At 59.2% G+C, this 18,434-nt stretch carries 12 protein-coding genes and 2 pseudogenes; 3 read left to right on the top strand and 11 right to left on the bottom strand.

The window, feature by feature from the left end:
* Positions 1-39 precede the first annotated feature (39 nt).
* Complete coding sequence (locus tag RMV17_RS13420) at positions 40-2,514, bottom strand: UvrD-helicase domain-containing protein (protein ID WP_311886817.1); 2,475 nt, start codon at positions 2,512-2,514, stop codon at positions 40-42.
* A 278-nt stretch (positions 2,515-2,792) separates the two neighbouring features.
* Here RMV17_RS13420 and RMV17_RS13415 point away from each other — a divergent pair, with 278 nt between their 5' ends.
* Positions 2,793-3,488 carry a pirin family protein gene (locus RMV17_RS13415; protein ID WP_311886816.1) on the top strand — a complete coding sequence of 232 codons (696 nt, stop codon included), beginning with the start codon at positions 2,793-2,795 and terminating at the stop codon, positions 3,486-3,488.
* A 69-nt stretch (positions 3,489-3,557) separates the two neighbouring features.
* Here RMV17_RS13415 and pgm read toward each other — a convergent pair whose 3' ends face one another.
* The 4 genes from pgm to RMV17_RS13395 all read right to left on the bottom strand — a co-directional run bounded on the left by pgm (position 3,558) and on the right by RMV17_RS13395 (position 9,797).
* Positions 3,558-5,204 carry a phosphoglucomutase (alpha-D-glucose-1,6-bisphosphate-dependent) gene (gene pgm, locus RMV17_RS13410; RefSeq protein ID WP_108224520.1) on the bottom strand — a complete coding sequence of 549 codons (1,647 nt, stop codon included), beginning with the start codon at positions 5,202-5,204 and terminating at the stop codon, positions 3,558-3,560.
* 105 nt (positions 5,205-5,309) lie between these two features.
* Complete coding sequence (locus RMV17_RS13405; RefSeq protein ID WP_034154180.1) at positions 5,310-6,710, bottom strand: PLP-dependent aminotransferase family protein; 1,401 nt, start codon at positions 6,708-6,710, stop codon at positions 5,310-5,312.
* Between the two features lie 49 nt (positions 6,711-6,759).
* Positions 6,760-8,226 (bottom strand): hypothetical protein, encoded by a 1,467-nt coding sequence (locus RMV17_RS13400; RefSeq protein WP_311886815.1) that lies wholly within the window; start codon positions 8,224-8,226, stop codon positions 6,760-6,762.
* Positions 8,227-8,774: 548 nt separating this feature from the next.
* Positions 8,775-9,797, bottom strand: coding sequence for a zinc-dependent alcohol dehydrogenase family protein (locus RMV17_RS13395; RefSeq protein ID WP_016983050.1), 1,023 nt, complete (start codon positions 9,795-9,797; stop codon positions 8,775-8,777).
* A gap of 270 nt (positions 9,798-10,067) precedes the next feature.
* Here RMV17_RS13395 and RMV17_RS13390 point away from each other — a divergent pair, with 270 nt between their 5' ends.
* On the top strand, positions 10,068-10,982 hold the full coding sequence (locus RMV17_RS13390; protein ID WP_034154182.1) for a LysR family transcriptional regulator: 915 nt from the start codon (positions 10,068-10,070) through the stop codon (positions 10,980-10,982).
* A 124-nt stretch (positions 10,983-11,106) separates the two neighbouring features.
* Here RMV17_RS13390 and RMV17_RS30130 read toward each other — a convergent pair.
* From RMV17_RS30130 to RMV17_RS13380, 3 genes and pseudogenes are all read right to left on the bottom strand, one after another.
* A pseudogene (locus tag RMV17_RS30130) lies at positions 11,107-11,643 on the bottom strand (methyl-accepting chemotaxis protein); the annotation flags it as partial.
* 372 nt (positions 11,644-12,015) lie between these two features.
* Positions 12,016-12,894: pseudogene (locus RMV17_RS30125) on the bottom strand (cache domain-containing protein); the annotation flags it as partial.
* 573 nt (positions 12,895-13,467) lie between these two features.
* The gene (locus RMV17_RS13380; protein WP_311886813.1) at positions 13,468-14,718 is read right to left on the bottom strand and encodes an MFS transporter; all 1,251 of its coding nucleotides are present in this window, start codon (positions 14,716-14,718) and stop codon (positions 13,468-13,470) included.
* Between the two features lie 102 nt (positions 14,719-14,820).
* On the opposite strand from RMV17_RS13380, the gene RMV17_RS13375 reads away from it, so the two are divergent.
* The gene (locus RMV17_RS13375) at positions 14,821-15,789 is read left to right on the top strand and encodes an AraC family transcriptional regulator (protein ID WP_311886812.1); all 969 of its coding nucleotides are present in this window, start codon (positions 14,821-14,823) and stop codon (positions 15,787-15,789) included.
* 21 nt (positions 15,790-15,810) lie between these two features.
* Here the strand turns inward: RMV17_RS13375 and RMV17_RS13370 are convergent, their stop codons facing one another.
* From RMV17_RS13370 to gcvA, 3 genes are all read right to left on the bottom strand, one after another.
* A complete protein-coding gene (locus RMV17_RS13370) occupies positions 15,811-16,572 on the bottom strand; it encodes an SDR family oxidoreductase (RefSeq protein ID WP_311887041.1) in 762 nt (253 codons plus the stop codon).
* Positions 16,573-16,601: 29 nt separating this feature from the next.
* The gene (locus RMV17_RS13365) at positions 16,602-17,429 is read right to left on the bottom strand and encodes a DMT family transporter (RefSeq protein WP_311886811.1); all 828 of its coding nucleotides are present in this window, start codon (positions 17,427-17,429) and stop codon (positions 16,602-16,604) included.
* Positions 17,430-17,503: 74 nt separating this feature from the next.
* Complete coding sequence (gene gcvA, locus RMV17_RS13360; protein ID WP_108224507.1) at positions 17,504-18,409, bottom strand: transcriptional regulator GcvA; 906 nt, start codon at positions 18,407-18,409, stop codon at positions 17,504-17,506.
* Positions 18,410-18,434: the final 25 nt, after the last annotated feature.

The raw sequence follows: 18,434 nt of genomic DNA, 5'->3' as shown, positions 1-18,434 counted from the left end.
TAAAACAAAAAGCCCACATTTCTGTGGGCTTTTTTGTGCCTATGCGGTTTGTTTGCTGACACGGTGATCAACGAAGAACGGCTTGCCCTTGGCCACCCGGTCGGATGCCCGGGGCATGTTCACGGCTTGCACCTCCTGCGGTTCGACGTACCAGTAGCAATGGCTGACCGCCCGCGTAATACCGACGTAGGCCAGGCGCAGGATCTCATCCTTTTGCGCAGTGTCGTACGGCTCGCTGTCGCCCGACTTACCCAAACCTGCCATGCGATAGACCTGATTCTTGTAGGGCGAACTGGTCAGGTGCTGGCAATCACCGAGCAAAAATACTGTATCCGCCTGCAAGCCTTTGGCGCTGTGGTAGGTCAGTTGTTTCAGGCGCCGCGCCTCGTATGGCAAACTCGAATCCACATTAACTACTGACTGAATATGCTCTTCAATCAATAATTTATCGCTGCTTTTTCGATACAGCATCAAGATCGAATGACCTTGGCGATAGTGCTCGGCGAGGCGCTGGCCCAAGGCCTGATCGTCGCGCTCCAGCACATTGACTGGCTGCAGCGGCTTGGGCGCACCGCTGGCCTTGGCTTTTTTCCCGGGGATCGCCGGCGCCGCGCGGACAATATGCTCAGCGGCATCAATGATGTGTTGATGGCTGCGGTAATTGTCACTGAGCATCACCCGAGTGGTGCTCGGCGACGGGAACTCCTTGTCGAACGCCATGAAGTAACTTGGCGAACTGCCGCGCCAGCCGTAAATCGACTGCCAGTCATCACCGACGCACAGCAAAGATGAACACTGCGCGCCCCGCCCGACGTGCATGGCCGGGCCTCGGCTGCGGATTTCGCTGAGGCTCGCGCGTATCCACGAAACAATCTGCGGCGATACATCCTGAAACTCATCGATCATCAAATGCGACAGCGGCCGTAGCAACTCATCGCTCAATAGCTTGAGGTTTTCCGGCGAGTGCTCGCTGAACAGCGCGAACATGCGGTTGTAGGTCATGACCGGCGGCTTTCGATCCAGCAGATGATCTTCAAATGCCCGCCAGAACAGACTCAAAGCCTCAAAGAAAAACCGGTCCGGGTCGTCCTTGGCAAAGCTCATGCGGCCGACAGCGTCAGGCACGTCCAGGCCCAGGTTCTCGATGAAGCCTGCCGCCGCGACAAAACAATCGAGCAACGGCGCAGAGGCCAACTCGCCTTTGACCTTGTAATCGAAACCCGGCCCGGCACTGGCATCACCGGCCAATGTGGCCAGAACACGTTTCGATGACTCGTAACTATCTAACCAAATCAATGGCTTACGACAGAAAGCTTGAAACAGGGTGCGTTTCACCGCCCACTCTGCGCGCACGCTGAGCTTGGCATTTGGCCGGCTTACCTGCGGGTTTTCCCGTGGGTCGAAACCTAACACTACCCACGCATCCAGACTCGGAATGTAGCCGTGGCAATGGAATTTTGCGCCGTTGATATCGAAACTCTGGCGGTTCGGCTCAATGCCCTTGATCGGCCAGGCGCCAGCGCGGAACCACAAGTCTTCGATGGCGTCGCACAGTTCTTCGTCGCGCCGGGAGGCCAGCTCCGTCACTGCGACACGCTTCTGCACGTCCGGGTGATCACGCTCCAGCTCCTTGAGCTGTAAACCGGCCCGGGACAGCGGCTGAATCAACTGGCGGAAACGCTCGTCCTCGTTGAACAAGCGGTGATAGCAGGCGTTGAGTTGCTGACGCTGCGCATCGTTAATGCGCAGGTCGAACGGATTACTGTCGACCTCTTCGTCGGCACCTTGCGCTCGATGGCTGAGGTTTTCAAAAGCCTGCAAGCGCTCGAACCCCGGCAAGCTGCGCACCATCGGCAGGATGCGCGAATGGAAAGTGCGCACCAGTTCGCGCGCCTGACGCAGGTTCAACGCCTGGCCCCAGAGCGTGAACAGCTCAATCAGTTTGTTGATGAAATCCTTGCGCGACTCGCGGGTGAAGGTCACTACGGTCATCGAATCCAGCTCAAAGCCCAGATAGTGGTTAAGCAACAGAATACGCAGTACCAATGTGGTCGACTTCCCCGCACCCGCGCCGGCGACTACTGAAGTCGACGGGGTTTCGCTGAAAATCATTTTCCATTGCGCTGCGCTTGGCTGAGCATGCTCAGGCAACAAGCGGGCGACATCGGCCTTCATGCGTTTTTTCAGTTCGGCCGTCAGCGGCAGACGCCAATCGTCGAACAGATGGTTATCAACGCTCGGCGGGCGATGCTCAGTGTTGCGGCTGTCACGGATCAGCAGCACCTGCCGGCCTTCTTCCAGCCCCTCAAGCTTGCCTTCCTTAAAGCCATATTCGACGCCAGCGGTATGCCCGCTGCGAAAGCCATCGGCCTGACCATGCAACCACGATGCGCGGTGCTGGGCGCGCAAACGGGTCAAACCATGGCCGAAGAAGCGTGCAGCCAGGCGTTTGAACCAAGGCATCTCGGCCAAGGGGCGAAGTTCGGGAGGAAGATCGGGGGTGTGCTGCGCCACGCTGACGGGCTCCAGTGTGTGAGGCTGTTGCGGCTATGGTGTCTGTATTTGCCGCGCAGTTCTAGCGAAATGCTTATAGGTCATCGGTTTAGGCGATGAACTGAAGGTGAGATGAGACAATTTTCAGTTGTTTTTCTATCAGCCAATTCGATGCTAATGCCGCACTTTTTACGCTTTTTATCGATAGTTAACTGATAGATGATCGTCGTCATAAACCACCGGTGTCGCGTCGGGTGTCGCCATTCACGCCCCACGACGAACCTTTTGAGGAGACGATCATGCTTGAACTCAGACCTTTCAGCTCGCTGGGCGGCGCCCATCACGGCTGGTTGGATGCTCATCACCACTTTTCGTTCGCCGAGTACTACGACCCGCAGCGCATGAGCTGGGGCAACCTGCGGGTGTGGAACGATGACGTGATCGCTGCGGGCACTGGCTTCCCGCAGCATCCGCATCGCGACATGGAAATCATCACCTATGTCCGTGAAGGCGCGATTACTCACCAGGACAACCTCGGCAACAAAGGCCGCACCGAGGCTGGCGATGTGCAAGTGATGAGCGCCGGCACCGGCATCGCGCATAGCGAATACAACCTGGAAGCCCAGGACAGCAAGATCTTCCAGATCTGGATCCTGCCAACGGAAACTGGCGCACCGCCATCGTGGGGAGCGAAACCGTTTCCGAAAGGCCTGCGTGAAGGCTTTGTCACACTGGCCAGCGGCAAGGAAGGCGATGACCAAAGTCTGCGAATTCGCGCCGATGCCAGATTGGTCGCGGCCAATCTCAAAGCGGGTGAAACCGCGGAATATCACCTGGATGAGGGCCGTCGCGCGTATCTGGTGCCGGCCACCGGCGCGATTGAAGTCAACGGCTTGCACGCACAAGCTCGAGACGGTGTCGCGGTAGCGCACGAGCGAGTGCTGACCGTCACAGCCGTTGAAGACAGTGAAATTGTCCTGGTGGATTTGGCTTGATCGCCTGAAGGGCAGACAAAAGAAGGGGCAACCATCACGGTTGCCCCTTTTTTCATGCGCTTGCGAGCATCACTTGCTGGAGATGGCGCCATCCACCAGCGTCTGTGCTTCAACGACCAATTGCTTGAGGTGGTCGTCACTGATGAAGCTTTCGGCGTAGATCTTGTAGATGTCTTCGGTGCCCGACGGACGCGCGGCGAACCAACCGTTTTCAGTCATCACTTTCAGGCCACCAATCGCCTGATCGTTGCCCGGTGCATGGCTGAGAATGCTCTGGATTTTCTCACCAGCCAGTTCAGTCGAGGTGACCTGCGCAGGCGACAACTTGCTCAGCAACGCTTTTTGCTCCGGATTGGCCTTGGCGTCGACGCGCACCGAGAACGGTTCGCCCAACTCATCGGTCAATGCCTTGTAGGCCTGGCTCGGATCACGGCCGGTACGCGCGGTCATTTCAGCAGCGAGCAAGGCCGGGATCAGACCGTCCTTGTCGGTGCTCCAAACGCCACCGTCCTTGCGCAGGAACGATGCACCCGCGCTCTCTTCGCCACCGAAACCCAACGAGCCATCGAACAGGCCATCGGCGAACCATTTGAAACCGACCGGAACTTCGTACAGACGACGGCCCAGACGCTTGGCCACGCGATCGATCAGACCGCTGCTGACCACGGTTTTACCCACGCCAGCATCCGCGCGCCACTGCGGGCGGTTCTGGAACAGGTAATCGATCGAAACGGCCAGATAGTTGTTCGGCGCAAGCAAACCACCGGACGGCGTCACGATGCCGTGACGGTCGTGATCCGGGTCGCAGGCAAACGCGACGTCGAAGCGCTCTTTCAGGCCGATCAGGCCCTGCATCGCGTGGCTGGACGACGGGTCCATACGAATCTGGCCATCCCAGTCGACAGTCATGAAACGGAACGTCGCGTCGACTTCCTTGTTGACCACTTGCAGGTCCAGACGGTAATGCTCGGCAATCGCCGACCAGTAGCGCACCCCTGCTCCACCCAGCGGATCAACGCCCAGACGCAGCTTGGCGTCACGGATGGCATCGAAGTCGATCACGTTGATCAGGTCGGCAACGTAGGTGTTCAGATAGTCGTGGCGATGCGTCGTGCTGGCCTTGAGCGCTTGCTCGTAGCTGATGCGCTTCACACCGGCCAGTTTGGCGGCCAGCAGCTCATTGGCCTTGGCTTCGATCCACTTGGTGATGTGAGTGTCGGCTGGTCCGCCGTTGGTTGGGTTGTATTTGTAACCACCGCTTTGTGGCGGGTTGTGCGACGGCGTGATGACGATGCCGTCCGCCAGACCCGAGGTGCGCCCACGGTTGTAGCAGAGAATGGCGTGAGAGATGGCGGGCGTCGGCGTGTATTCATCACCTTCGGCGATCATCACGGTCACACCGTTGGCGGCCAGCACTTCCAGCGCGCTGGCCCCGGCTGGAGTCGACAGTGCATGCGTGTCGATGCCGACAAACAACGGCCCGGTGATCCCTTGGGCTTCGCGGTACAGGCAGATCGCCTGGCTGATGGCCAGAACGTGCCATTCGTTGAAACTCAAGTCGAACGAGCTGCCCCGGTGTCCGGATGTACCGAACGCCACACGCTGAGTGGAAATCGAGGCGTCGGGCTGTCCGGTGTAATAAGCCGTTACCAGTCGCGGGATATCGACCAACAATTCTGCCGGTGCCGGTTTGCCCGCAAAAGGACTGAGTGTCATGCAAAACCTCTGAAATAGAGTGGTTCAGGAATAGAGCGCAGTTTACTGGCAGTTTGACCGCAGTGCGATGGGATCTATCCGGGACTCTCCCGATGTTTTTTAACGTTAGTCAGCAGGCGCAAGGCGCAAGGCGTCACCGAGCAGCCCGACGACGCTGGCCAGGTCATGATCACCATGACTCAGCGGGCTCAACCGCAGGTGCTGCGCATGCAGGCCGTGCAGGCTGAACAACTCGCCCGGCGCAATGATGATTTGCTGCCTGAGCAGGCGGTGGAACACCTGCGCCATGTTCACTGGTCGCAGCGAACGCACCCAGATGGTCGCGCCCCCCTGAGGTTCGACCACCTGCAAGGCGTCGCCAAGACGCTCGCGCAGCAACTCGATCAATTGCGTGCGACGCTCCTTGAGCATTCGCCGCAATATCGACAAATGCTGATCCAGTCGGCCGCCCCCGAGCAGCCTGGCGATTGCCTTCTGGCGAATCGGCGACAAGCGAAACGCGCGCAACAGAAAATGCCGCTGCAACTCATTGCGCCAATGACGTGAAAGCAGAATGCCGAAAGGCGCCTCGGCACCGACGAACTTCTCGAACGTGGAAAACACCAGCAAACGATCAGGGTCCAGCCAGTCACGCAAGCGTTGGCCGGCGCTGCCTTCATTGAGTTCGCTGTAACAATCGTTTTCCAGCACCCAGGTGCCATGACGCCCGAGCAACTGCGCGACTGCCTGCTGGTTGCTCAGCGGCAACAGGCTGCCCCGGGGCATGCTCAATGCTGAAGACAAAAGCACCAAACGTACCGACTCAACCTTGAGTAACGACTCCAGGCGCTGCAGATCAATTACGCCGCCGGCCAGCAGCGGCAACTCGAAAACACGCACCTCGGCGGCTTCCAGCAGACGCAGGATCACCCAGTCACAGGGCGATTCAACGACAACGGTGGCCTTGCGCAGCGCCAGTACTGAAATCAGAATTTCCAGCACGCCGCGCAGATCTGCGCCGATATAGACGTCATCGGCACGCCAGTAATTGGCCGTGGATGAGGTGTAGCGCGCGGCCAATACCGTGCGCAGTTCAAGTTCACCGCAAGGTTGCACCAGCGCTTGCGGCTGGCGCGGATATTGACGCAGCAGTTCCCGCTCCAGCATCAGTAATGGACTGTCCAGCGGTTGCAGCGAGGCTGGCTCATCGGCGCTCAACACGCACATGCCCGGGCGCCGGGCGTTGACGTAAACAGTTTCCAGCAAATCACTGCCGCTATCAGGCGAATCCATGACATGCAGTGCTTGCGCGTAGTACCCGGACTTGGCAATCGAATAGACCCGACCTTCCTTTTCCAGCAGCGAATACGCGTACTGGACAGTCGAGATCGACACATTGAGCCGGTCAGCCAATTGCCGTAATGAAGGCAGGCGCACTGCCGAGCTACTCCCCGCCTCCTCTATCAGCAGGGTCAGGTATCGATAAACCGCCTGATAAACGAAGTCATTTTCCCTCGACGCTTTCACGAGCCCGCATCCGTGGGCATGAGTTCATCTCCTTGCATATGGCTCACGGTCAACCTTCCGCCGATCGATCGGCGGAAGGCTCGGTCACGGCGTCATCCTTGCCTTGGTTTGGCGCTGCCGCTTCGTCGGGATCGGGCATACGAATGCCCGCCATTGCATACAGACGCACAATCAACCGAACCGGCAGCCCACTGACATCCGTGATCCACTTCATGACCTGTTCCGGCGCATGCAGACCCTGCATGGCCCGGTGCAGCTCCGGCAATGCCACCAACATGCCAGGGTGACAATTGCGCAAGAACCGCTCAAGCCCTGCGCCACCATTGATGAAGGGCGCAAACAACAGGCACGCCAGCTGGATTTCGTTCAGGTCAAAATGCGCCTGCAGGAAGCTTTGCGCTTGCATATGCAGGTGCTCGGGCTCATCCAGGTCGCCGAAACTCGCCAGCAACTGTTCGCACACCGGCTCGGGAACCTGCTTCTGCCGCATCGTAATCAGGCTGTTTTTCAGGTAGTCACTGACCCCGGCCCCATAGGTGCGCCCTTCGACGAATTGCGCCTGCAGACCTCGCAAATGCGCAGCCACCACAGGCTCCACGTGCTCATCGTCGCCTTGATAAAACGTCAGGTCATCAGCCTGGAAACCCAGAAAATCACTCAGCAAAGGCCAGCGCTCTTCGAGCTTGCCGACAATCATGTCGTTGATCGGGATGTAGCTGGTACGTCGACAGGCTTCGAACTGGCCCTCGGGACGCCAGGCTACCCGCTCTTCTTCCGGGTAAAACTCGCGGTAATAATCACCACCCAACCCATCGAGCAGCGGAAACAACATTTCGAAGCCGACAGAACTTGCCTGCGGCCCGGCAATCGCGGCTTTCTGCACGGCGCGACCCAGCCCGTCGAGGAAGTGGCGCTGTCGACGCACGGATTCACTGCCGACCATGGCGTCGACTCCGTTATTCCAGCGGGCCACCTGACCGTAGAACTCGGCAGTGGCCAGATAGGCGTCGTCCCACAGTTCGAGGGGTTCATCCCAGGTTCGACAATGCCCGATCAGCAACAGGTTGATACGGTTGGCCTCGCGCCCCGCCTCGCCGATGGGCGCCTGATGATCAAACGGAAGCACCTCGCGGTGATCCACCATCAGCAGCTCGACCCGAGGATCGTCATACAAAAACAGGGCACTGTAGCTGCGGTGCATGTTTTGCAGGGACGCCTGGCTGTTGCCGTTCCAGCGCAGGGTGGCCACCCGCAGTTGAAAGGTCGCCGGTGAACGGCTTGCGATGGTCAACTGCGCCGCTCGCAGCAATGCCAACGTATAACAACTGTCGCGCGACCCTGACTGGTTCACCAGCACCTTGAAATGACCGATATTCTCCATACCGCCGGCGGCCACTGCCAGGCGTTGGATCAGCAGCTGCAGCGCCGTGCGTTCTGCGCGAGAGAAGAAACTCAGCAAGCGTTGCAATACTTGCTGGTAGACATAGTTCATTGCCTGATCATGGATCGTGCTCATCGGTATTTACCCGGTATCGAAAGTTTCATGCCGCGCGGACTGAAACAGCAGTCAGGCGACAATTCATCAATAAGTAATAGACGTTCGAATGCTAACACTTACAAGTTTGTAGTTATTTGAAACACTTGAGCTGTTAAAACCCCTCCCGTCGCCGAGATACAGCCTCAAACCCCTGTAATTGTTGAGATATTTTTTTCGGGACGCAGTCCTAGGAAACTTCCCACAAGGTCCCACGGCAAGTGAGTACAAGAAAAAGAGAAGCGGTTTCCGAATAGCCCTACAACAATTAAACAAAAGTTGGCTTGATCAATCGATTTATTCGTTTGATATCGCGCAGGACAAATTGAATGCACAGCCATGGCTCATTCCTTGAGATGAAAGTAATCATTCAATTATCAGGGCTTACATTGTGATTAGAAGATACAGATCGAGAGCAAAAACCAGTTCAGTTGCTGAACGGTCCCGGGGGCAGCACCGGAAAGCTCTGTCTTTCAAGAGGGAGGTAAACGCAAAAGAGTCCGTGGGGCCACGGACTCTGATTGAAGGGCTTACGCCGGTTCGACTTGCAGGGCGACCCGCTCGCGGCATGGGCATTCGTCCATGTAGCGATGCGCTTCGACAAACTCGTTGAACGGAAATACACGGGTCTTGAGCGGCAGCAACACGCGGTCAGCGGTCAACTGATTGATGTCACGCAAGGCTCGTTGCAACGCGACGTGATCCTGAGTGATGCCCAGTTCCGGCTTGCCGGTGAAGTTGCCGATGCAGTGCACGAAGAACTGGATGTTCTTCTGGAACGCTGCACAGGCCGGGAACGGCGTCTGGTTGCCGCCCTGCAAGCCATACAACACCAGGCTGCCACGCGGCGCCAGCACATCGCCAAGCAACGACATCTGCGGGCCACCGAGACCGTCAAACACCACGTCGACACCACGGTTGTCGGTGATCTTGTTGATTCGCATCAACAGATCTTCCTCTTCGGTGACGATGACTTTTTCCGCACCGAGGGACAGCAGGTATTCGCGCTCCTCCGCTTCTTTGGTCGCAGCAATCACCCGCACGCCCATCGCCTTGCCCAACTGGACAAACGAAGGGCCGGCGCAATGACTGGCATCAGTGACCAGCGCAAATTGCCCCGGTTTGACCCGCGCCAGATCGGCGTAGGCAAAGTAGGCGATCAGCAACGGCGTGTAATGCACGCTGGCTTCGATTGGGCTAAGCACGTCCGGATAACGGGTCAGCGCGGTACGCGGCAGTACGATCGATTCGCCGTAGACCGGGTAGTCGTTCGCACTTTCGGCCGGAAAGCTGGCGACCTTGTCACCCACTGCCAGATCATCGACACCGTCGCCGACAGCGGTGATCACACCGGCCATCTCGTGACCAAGACCCGCAGGCAGTCGCGCCTGAGACGAGGCCAGATTCTGACGCCAGAGGGTGTCATACCAGCTGATGCCGATCGCCTCGACACGCACCTGCACTTCGCCAGGACCTGGCTGAGCGGCCGCATGCTCTTCGCATTTGAGCACCTCGGCCGGACCAAACTTGTGAAAACGGATCGTGCGGGACATCGCAAACCTCGTCAAAGTAACCTCTAATGCCATGAACTCTATCTGGGCTTTTGACCCAAGACTATCAGTGGCTATTAATAGTCGACATGCCTGTCATTGATTCCGCAACAGGGGCGGCATTGGCAAAATCCATGAAAAAACTGCTGCCACCGTCTCAGTAAAGCTGAATTTTCCGGTGCAGAGTACCAGCCTTTCCCCGTAAGATTCATGCCGGCCATTGTTCTCATATGGCCGCTCTCGTCAAGCTTGATGACTCTGCCAGGACTCCAGATGAATCGTAATGACCTGCGTCGTGTCGACCTGAACCTGTTGATCGTATTCGAAACATTGATGCACGAACGCAGTGTGACCCGGGCGGCAGAAAAGCTGTTTCTCGGTCAACCGGCGATCAGTGCGGCGCTTTCGCGCCTGCGCAGCCTGTTCGATGACCCGCTATTCGTGCGCACCGGGCGCAGCATGGAACCGTCGGCCCGTGCGGTGGAAATCTTCGCCCTGCTCTCGCCGGCCCTCGATTCGATTTCGACCGCCGTCAGCCGCGCGGCCGAATTCGACCCGGCGACCAGCACTTCGGTGTTTCGGATCGGTTTGTCCGACGACGTCGAATTCGCCTTGCTGCCGATGCTGCTCAAACGCCTGCGCGCCGAATCGCCGGGCATCGTGTTGGTGATCCGCCGCGTCAACTACATATTGATGCCGGGCCTGTTGGCCTCCGGCGAGATATCCATTGGCGTCAGCTACACCACGGACCTGCCGGCCAACGCCAAGCGCAAGGTCCTGCGTCGCAGCGCACCAAAACTGCTGCGCGCCGATACCGTGCCGGGGCCGTTGAGCCTGGATGACTATTGCGCGCGGCCGCATGCGCTGGTGTCGTTTGCCGGCGACCTCAGTGGTTTTATTGATGAAGAGCTGGAGAAACTGGGGCGCAAACGTCATGTGGTACTGGCCGTTCCGCAGTTCAACGGCTTGAGTACTTTGCTGGCAGGCACTGACATCGTGGCAACCGTGCCGGATTACACGGCGGATGCGCTGACGGCGGCTGGCGGTGTTCGCGCGGAAGATCCACCGCTGCCGACGCGTACCTTTGAGCTGCATATGGCGTGGCGTGGGTCGCAGGATAATGATCCGGGGGAGCGGTGGTTAAGGTCGCGGATTCAGATGTTCTTTGGGGATCCGGATAGTCTCTAGGGGTCTTCTCCGCTATTCGATAGACCAGTCTGAGGCTTTCAGTGGAACAGTGGAAGCAATAGAACAGCGTATGTCGGCCGAATGAAAACGGTGAGCGCTCACCGTTTTCATTCGGATCGGGATACTAATATTTGAAACGACCCACCAGGCCTTTGAGCTGACCGGAAATGTCTATCAATCGACCCGAGCCAGCCTGTGACGACTGAGCAAAGCCTTCGACCAGTTGGGCATCGGCATGGATCTGCGCGATGTGGCGATTGATCTCTTCGGCCACCTGGTGCTGCTCCTCGGCGGCTGTGGCGATCTGGGTATTCTGGTCGCGGATCGAGTCCACCGAGCCACGGATCTTGTCGAAGCTGTCACGCGCCTGCTGAATGCGTTCCACACTGGCGTGGGACACTTGCAGGCTGCCTTGCATCTGCTGCGTGACCTCTTGGGTGCGGCGGGCGAGATTGCCCAGCAAGCTGTCGATCTCGCCGGTGGAGTCGGCTGTCCTGCGAGCCAGGGCGCGGACTTCGTCGGCGACCACGGCGAAGCCTCGGCCTTGGTCACCGGCGCGCGCCGCTTCAATCGCTGCATTGAGCGCCAGCAAGTTGGTCTGCTCGGCAATCGAGCGGATGGTGTCGAGAATGGTGTTGATGTTCTGGCTGTCCTGCTCCAGCAACTGCATGGTCTGGGTCGACTTTTGCAGGTCTTCGCTGAGCTTGAGCACGCTGCCGGTGGCTTCGCCGATGTGGTGCTGGCCGTCATGTACGTCGCGGTAGCCTTCGTCGGCACTCGACGCGGCGGCACTGCACGAACGTGCGACTTCGTTGGCAGTAGCGACCATTTCGTTGAACGCAGTGCTCACCAGCTCCACGGCTTCACGCTGGCGACCTGCAGCCTGGTTCATGTTGTTGGCCACGTCGCTAGTCTCGGCGGCGGCGGTCTGCAGGTCAGATGAGGCGTTGCCGATGCGCTGCACCAATTGTGCGATCATGCCCAGGAACTGGTTGAACCAGCCCGCCAGGCTGGCGGTTTCGTCCTTGCCCTGCACCTGGAGTTGGCGCGTCAGGTCGCCTTCTCCTTCGGCGATTTCTTGCAGGCCGTCGGCCACGCCGCGAATCGGACGCACGATGACGCTGGCAAAGCTGGCGCCTACTATCGCGAACACCAACGCCAATGCCGCGGCAATGGCGGCGATCAACCAGGTCAGGCGGGTGACGTCGGCCATCACTTCATCACGCTTGATCAGGCCGATAAAGCGCCAGCCCAGGCCTTTGGAGCTGACCACGTTGGCCATGTACGCCACGCCATCAATCTCGATTTGGGTCACGCCGTCGCCTCCCTTGGCTAGTTCGGCGTAGTTGGGCCCCAGGTCGGCCAGAGGTTTGAAGTTGTGCTTCGCGTCGCTGGGGTCTACCAGCACGTTACCGTTGTCTTCCACCAGCATCAGGTAGCCGCTATCGCCCAGCTTGATGTTGCGCACCAGCTCGGTGAGCTGCTTGAGCGACACGTCCAGACCAACCACTCCCAGGATATTCCCGGCGGCGTCGGCGACAGTACGCACAGTGCCGATCAGCGTCACATCGTCCGGCGCCCAATAGTAGGCACCGGTGCGCACGGTGGCGCCTGGCGCGGCGATGGCCGCTTTATACCAGGGACGTACGCGCGGGTCGTAGTTGTTCAGTTTGGTGTCGTCCGGCCAACTGGCGTAGCCGCCGTCGCTCAGACCCAGAGACAGGTAAGCGGTACTCGGATGGCTTTTGGCGAACTGGTCGAATATCGCCAGCAGCTCTTTGTTGGTCTGAGTAAGGGGAATTTGCGCGGCTTCGGCACCCGCGTAGCTCTTGAGGTTTTTGGCCGCGACAACGCGCGGGTCCTTGGCTACATAGTCGACGTTTTGGCTTATGCCGTCGAAAAACTGCTTCATGCCATTGTCGATCTGGCGGATCTCGCGACCGCTGCTGTCGAGGAAATTGGCCAGGGCCCCCTCTCGCAGATTCAGCACTACCAAAACGGCGACCAGGATGACCGGGACGCATGCGATAGCCGCAAACGCCCAGGTCAACTTCTGCTTGATATTCATGACTTCACCTGCGGGTATTTATAGTTTTGGCAAGGAGAAACGCTAGCATTGAACGTCGCATGTGTTGTTATGAGGAGATAGAGCCCATGCGTACTCTGAGTTATCGACCGCGACGGTGCGCACTTTAGAACGGCGAACATCGGCAAACTCAGCGCAATCTATCTGCGATTAAAGAAAGGCTTCCCTGCCTTGGAAAACCTTGCAAAACGTCGCATCGATTTTCCTCGCCGCTGCTTCACTGACCCAACCCTGCCAGGTTTCGGGATCCGGCTTCTGCGCCAGTTGGACCCAATCCAACTGGCCCATTAGCGGCATGGGAGTTCAGTAACAGAACAGGGTCGGTTCGCCCCGCTTGCAGCTCGATAACACGGCTGCGTCCCTGGTTACGGACGGATCGAGGCGGTTTGGCAAACCGGATCAAAGGTGCAGCGCGGGCTTGGACTGGCGAATGCCATGGGTAGAAGGGACGCGGACACGCAGAGCAATCAGCAACGCCGCCAGCAGCATCAGCACGGCTGCCGCTACGAATACGCCTGCGCTGCCACCGAGGCTGAACATTGCACCGCCAGCGGCGGCGCCCGTGGCGATGGCTGACTGCACAGAGGCCACTACCATGCCACCGGCGCTTTCCGCCTGATCAGGTACCGCGCTGGCGACCCAGTTCGACCACGCCACCGGCACACCACCAAATGCCATGCCCCAGACCGCCAGCAGTACCGCTTGCCCCGGTACCGAGGCCGGCAACAGCACCAACGCCAGTGCTGCAATGCCGACCAGCGCGGGCATCAGCACCAGAGTGGCCAGCGGGTGGTGCTCCAGCAGCCTGCCGGCCAATAGCGTGCCGACGAAGTTCGCCACACCGAACCCCAGCAGCATCAGTGACAGCCCTTGCGCGCCGATGCCGGTAGTCCCTTCAAGGAAGGGTCGAACATAGGTAAACATCGCGAAGTGCCCGCTGTGCACCAGCACACAACCGAACATCCCCATGGCGATGCCTGGGCGCTGCAACACCTCGAGCACAGTGCGCAGGCGTGCCGGCCGGCGCGGCGCAAGACGCGGCAGAGTGAACGCCTGGAAAGCCAGGGTCACCATGCCTACCACCGCCGCTGCGAAGAACGCGCTGCGCCAGCCATACAGCCCGCCCAGATAGCTGCCCAGCGGCACTGCCACGACCGTGCCGATGGCGATGCCGCTGAAAATGATCGACAGCGCCCGGGGCAACAAAGCGCTCGGCACCAAACGCATCGCTACCGCCGCCGCCATGCTCCAGAACCCTCCAAGGGCAATACCCAGCAAGATGCGCATCAATAACAGCACCGCGAAGCTGGAGGAAACGGCGACCAACAGATTGGAGGCGACCATCAACGTCGAAAAACCCAACAACACCCAACGTCGGTCGATACCACGGGTCAGACCTGGCACCAACAAGCCGGCGAACAGCGCCACCACGGCGGTTACCGTTACCGCCTGGCCAGCCAGCGCTTCGGACACACCCAGGTCGGTAGACATCAGCGTCAACAAACTGGCCGGAAGGTACTCAGCGGTCAGTAATCCGAACACCCCCATTGCCAACGAAAATACTGCCATCCACGCCGGGGTTGCAGGTTCTACGTCCGCGCCGACGCCGCAATGGCGGTCGGATACGGTGTTACATACACAGTCAGTCATTGCACAGATCTCCCAAGTTTCATTGCGAGCCGAAGTCTAGGCGCCGAAATCCGGATGATCTATGATCCACAGTCTCCACTTTTTGATCAAAACACCTGAACGATGCCTGTAGATCAGTTTGCTCTTTCCTCGGACCTCATCAACGAACTGTTGCGCGGCATGCGCCTGCGTGGCGTTGAATACCGGCGCATCCAGACGGGTCCAGCTTTCGGTTTGGGCTTTGCGGAAAAACCTGGGCACGCCTGGTTCCACTTCATGGCCTTAGGCAATGCGGTACTGCGAATGGAGGACGGCAGCACCTACGCGCTGTCTGCCGGCAACGCCGTGTTTATTTCCCATGGCGCAGCCCATCAACTGTTTTCCCATCAGGGCGCGCCTGTTCAGGACATCGATCGTCTAGACGGTGCGCCCTTGGGTGAAACCGTCAGCGCGGTGGATACCGGAACCGATGCCAGCGCCACTCCGAGCACTATTCTGTTCAGTGCTTGTATGGAGTTTGAACTGGGCAGTATCCATGGCCTTGGCCGGCTGATGCCGGGACTGATGCTGATTGATGCCGGCGGCCAGCGTTACCCCGGACTGGTGCCGATCCTGACTACCATGGAACGTGAGGTCAGCGCCGCACGCGTCGGCTACGCCGGTATCCTCGCGCGTTTGGCCGACGTGGTGGCGGCCATGGTCGTTCGCGGCTGGGTCGAGTGCGCCTGCGGCAATGCCTCTGGCCTGGTCGCCGCCTTGCGCGACCCCCGCTTGGCCGGTGCACTGCTTGCGCTCCATCAACAACCGGGCCGCGACTGGACTGTTGCGCAGCTGGCAGAGCACTGCAACACCTCACGCTCGGTCTTCGCGGACCGTTTCCAGGCGACGATTGGCATGGCCCCGCTACGCTATGTCACCGAACTGCGGATGCGGCTTGCGAGCCAGTGGCTGACCCTCGAAAGGCTACCGATTGAAGAGGTAGCGCAACGTTTGGGCTATACCTCCCAGGCCGCTTTCAGTCGTGCATTCAAGCGCATTACGGGCAAGACACCTGGATTGAGTCGCAAGGTGAGGCAAGCCGAATGCAGCTAGTCGATGATCCCTGCCACCGACTCATTTACCTCCCGTTACATCGAGAAATGTACCGGTAACGAATGAAGCCTCCGCGCTCGCCAACCATAGAATCGCGCGTGCCACTTCCTCAGGCTGTCCGCCCCGCCCCATCGGGATCGAGTCCTTGACACGATCAACTCGCCCCGGCTCACCACCACTGGCATGCATTTCGGTATAGATATGTCCGGGGCGAATACAGTTGACGCGTATACCTTCCCGAGCCACCTCCTTTGCAAAGCCAATGGTGAACGTCTCCAACGCGCCCTTTGATGCCGCATAGTCGACGTACTCGTTGGGGCTGCCGAGGCGCGCCGAAGCCGAAGAGACATTGATCACCACACCGCCCGGGCCGTTGTGACGGTAAGACATACGCTTCACCGCCTGTTGGGCACAGAGTATTGGCCCAATGGCATTGACCGCAAAGATGCGCTGCATCCGCTCGAAGCCAAGGTTCTCCAGGCGCGACTGAGGCGCCAGCATCCCGGCGTTATTGACCAGGACGTCGATGCGTCCGAAGGTGCGGTCGATGGCAGTGAACAAATCGGCCACCTGTTGCGGGTCCGCACTGTCGGCCCGCATCGCCAACGCCCGGCGCCCCAATGCTTCTACATCCGCAGCCACGGCCAGCGCTGCGGACTCGTTGGCAACGTAGCTGATAGCGACGTCATAACCTCTTTCGGCGGCGAGCCGCGCGGTGGCGGCCCCCACTCCACGACTTCCACCCGTGATTAGAATCAGCGGTGTCTGCGAGACGTTGACCATGAAATAAAGCTCCTGAGCCGCTGGCTGCATCAGCCGATGATGAGGGTGCCGCTGGCGATCACTACGCATGCCAGTATCCGGCGCGCGGTGAGCGTCTCGCCGAGAAACACATAGCCGATCAACGCCGCAAACAGCACGCTGGTTTCGCGCAATGCCGATACCGCGCCCAGCGGCGCTTCGTTCATGGCGTAGATGACCATTCCGTACGCGAGCAAAGAGACCAGCCCCCCGACCAACGCGGTCACTGTTCCGCGCCGGACGCAGAACAAGCTGCGGGCATCGCGTAGGCCGATGTAGACCACCGGCATCAGCACGCCCCACAGGGCGCACATCCACACCGTGTAGGCCAGCGGCGCGCCGGAGAGCCGGGCGCCGATGCCGTCGACCACGCTGTAGGCCGCGATAAAACCGCCCGTACCCAGCGCATAAGGCAGGCTGGGAACCGACAGACTGCGCCCTCTGAAAGCCAGCGACATAATCCCGCCTGACACCAGCGCAATACCGAGTAACACGTCAGGCGTGATGCGTTCTCCGGCAAACACGGCGGCCCCCAAAGTGATCAGCACCGGCGACGATCCACGAGAAATCGGATAGGTCTGCCCCAGGTCGCCGACCCGATAACTGCGTACCAGAAACAGGTTGTAGCCGACATGCAGCAACCCCGACAGCACCGCGTAGCCCCAGCTCTCAATCGCGGGGGGCACCATGAACACTGCGGCGATAACACTGGTGATCGCGATGGCAATGCACATTACTGTCATCGACCACAGCCGATCGGCGCCGCTACGCAGCAGCGCATTCCAGCTGGCATGCAGGAGCGCGGCGAAAAGCACGAGGAAGATGATATGGATAGGCATGCGCCACTTTAGGCAATGCAGCGCCGGGATTAAAACGAAGTCTCCTCATCGCAGCATGAACGAATGCTCATGACTCACTCATCCAATCCTTGGACTTTCAGTGCCTCGCTGACCAACCATTGGCGAAAGCTGGCGATGTGCGGTTGTGATTCGATGCCCTTGGGGCAGACGAAGTAGTACGCCAGCGGTGATGGGAATGGCACATCAAACAGCCGCACCAAACGGCCATCGCTGATTTCGTTCTCGACATGCCCGCTGCGCACCAATGCAACGCCTTGGCCGAGCAAGGCTGCCTCGACCGTCATGTTGGTATCGCCAAATCTGACGCTCTCCTTGAGCGGCAAATAGGCCAGCCCGACGGCTTGAAACCATACCTCCCATTTTGGTACCAGTTCGGCACCATCGCGCGTGAGCAGCGGGAAATGCAACAGTTCTGCGGGGCTCTGCGGAGTCCCGACGCGTCGCAACAGTTCGGGGCTGGCCACAGGAAATACCTGCTCCCCAAACAGGAACTCAGAATGCAGACCGGGGTAGTCGCCCTTGCCAAGCCTGATCGCAACATCAGCCTGGCTGTGAGAGAAGTGGATTATTTTATCCGTAGTGTCCAGCGCGACCAGCAGCTCGGGGTGCTGACGAGCCAGACGCGGCAAGCGTGGCAGCAGCCATTTGAGCGCGAAGGAATAGGTGGTGCTGACGCTGAGTCGAACTCTGTCTTTTTGCTCGCGCAAATCGCCCAAAGTCGCCTCCAGGCTGATGAAAAACTCCCGCACGATGGGCGCCAGCGCAGCCCCCGCTGCCGTGAGGCGTAGCGCCTTGCCACGTTCAAACAACTGCACTCCCCAAAGGGCCTCAAGATGCTTGAGCTGATGACTGACCGCGCTTTGAGTCACATGCAGCTCTTGTGCGGCCGACGTAAAGGTCAAGTGCCGGGTGGCAGCTTCAAATGCGCGCAAGGTGGCGGTGGGTGGCAGGTCTCTCATAAGAGCAGTATCCAGCGAGTGATCA

The organism is Pseudomonas sp. VD-NE ins (genome assembly GCF_031882575.1).
In the GTDB taxonomy this organism is placed as follows: domain Bacteria; phylum Pseudomonadota; class Gammaproteobacteria; order Pseudomonadales; family Pseudomonadaceae; genus Aquipseudomonas; species Aquipseudomonas fluorescens_BZ.
Note: the sequence above shows the minus strand (reverse complement) of the source record. Positions and strands in the feature narration are given on the sequence as shown.

What these genes read in the sequence shown, in the direction of transcription:
- RMV17_RS13415 (WP_311886816.1), top strand. Translation starts at nt 2,793, where the DNA reads ATGCTTGAACTCAGACCTTTCAGCTCGCTGGGCGGCGCCCATCACGGC.
- pgm (WP_108224520.1), bottom strand. Translation starts at nt 5,204, where the DNA reads ATGACACTCAGTCCTTTTGCGGGCAAACCGGCACCGGCAGAATTGTTG.
- RMV17_RS13400 (WP_311886815.1), bottom strand. Translation starts at nt 8,226, where the DNA reads ATGAGCACGATCCATGATCAGGCAATGAACTATGTCTACCAGCAAGTA.
- RMV17_RS13395 (WP_016983050.1), bottom strand. Translation starts at nt 9,797, where the DNA reads ATGTCCCGCACGATCCGTTTTCACAAGTTTGGTCCGGCCGAGGTGCTC.
- RMV17_RS13390 (WP_034154182.1), top strand. Translation starts at nt 10,068, where the DNA reads ATGAATCGTAATGACCTGCGTCGTGTCGACCTGAACCTGTTGATCGTA.
- RMV17_RS13380 (WP_311886813.1), bottom strand. Translation starts at nt 14,718, where the DNA reads ATGACTGACTGTGTATGTAACACCGTATCCGACCGCCATTGCGGCGTC.
- RMV17_RS13375 (WP_311886812.1), top strand. Translation starts at nt 14,821, where the DNA reads ATGCCTGTAGATCAGTTTGCTCTTTCCTCGGACCTCATCAACGAACTG.
- RMV17_RS13370 (WP_311887041.1), bottom strand. Translation starts at nt 16,572, where the DNA reads ATGGTCAACGTCTCGCAGACACCGCTGATTCTAATCACGGGTGGAAGT.
- RMV17_RS13365 (WP_311886811.1), bottom strand. Translation starts at nt 17,429, where the DNA reads ATGCCTATCCATATCATCTTCCTCGTGCTTTTCGCCGCGCTCCTGCAT.
- gcvA (WP_108224507.1), bottom strand. Translation starts at nt 18,409, where the DNA reads ATGAGAGACCTGCCACCCACCGCCACCTTGCGCGCATTTGAAGCTGCC.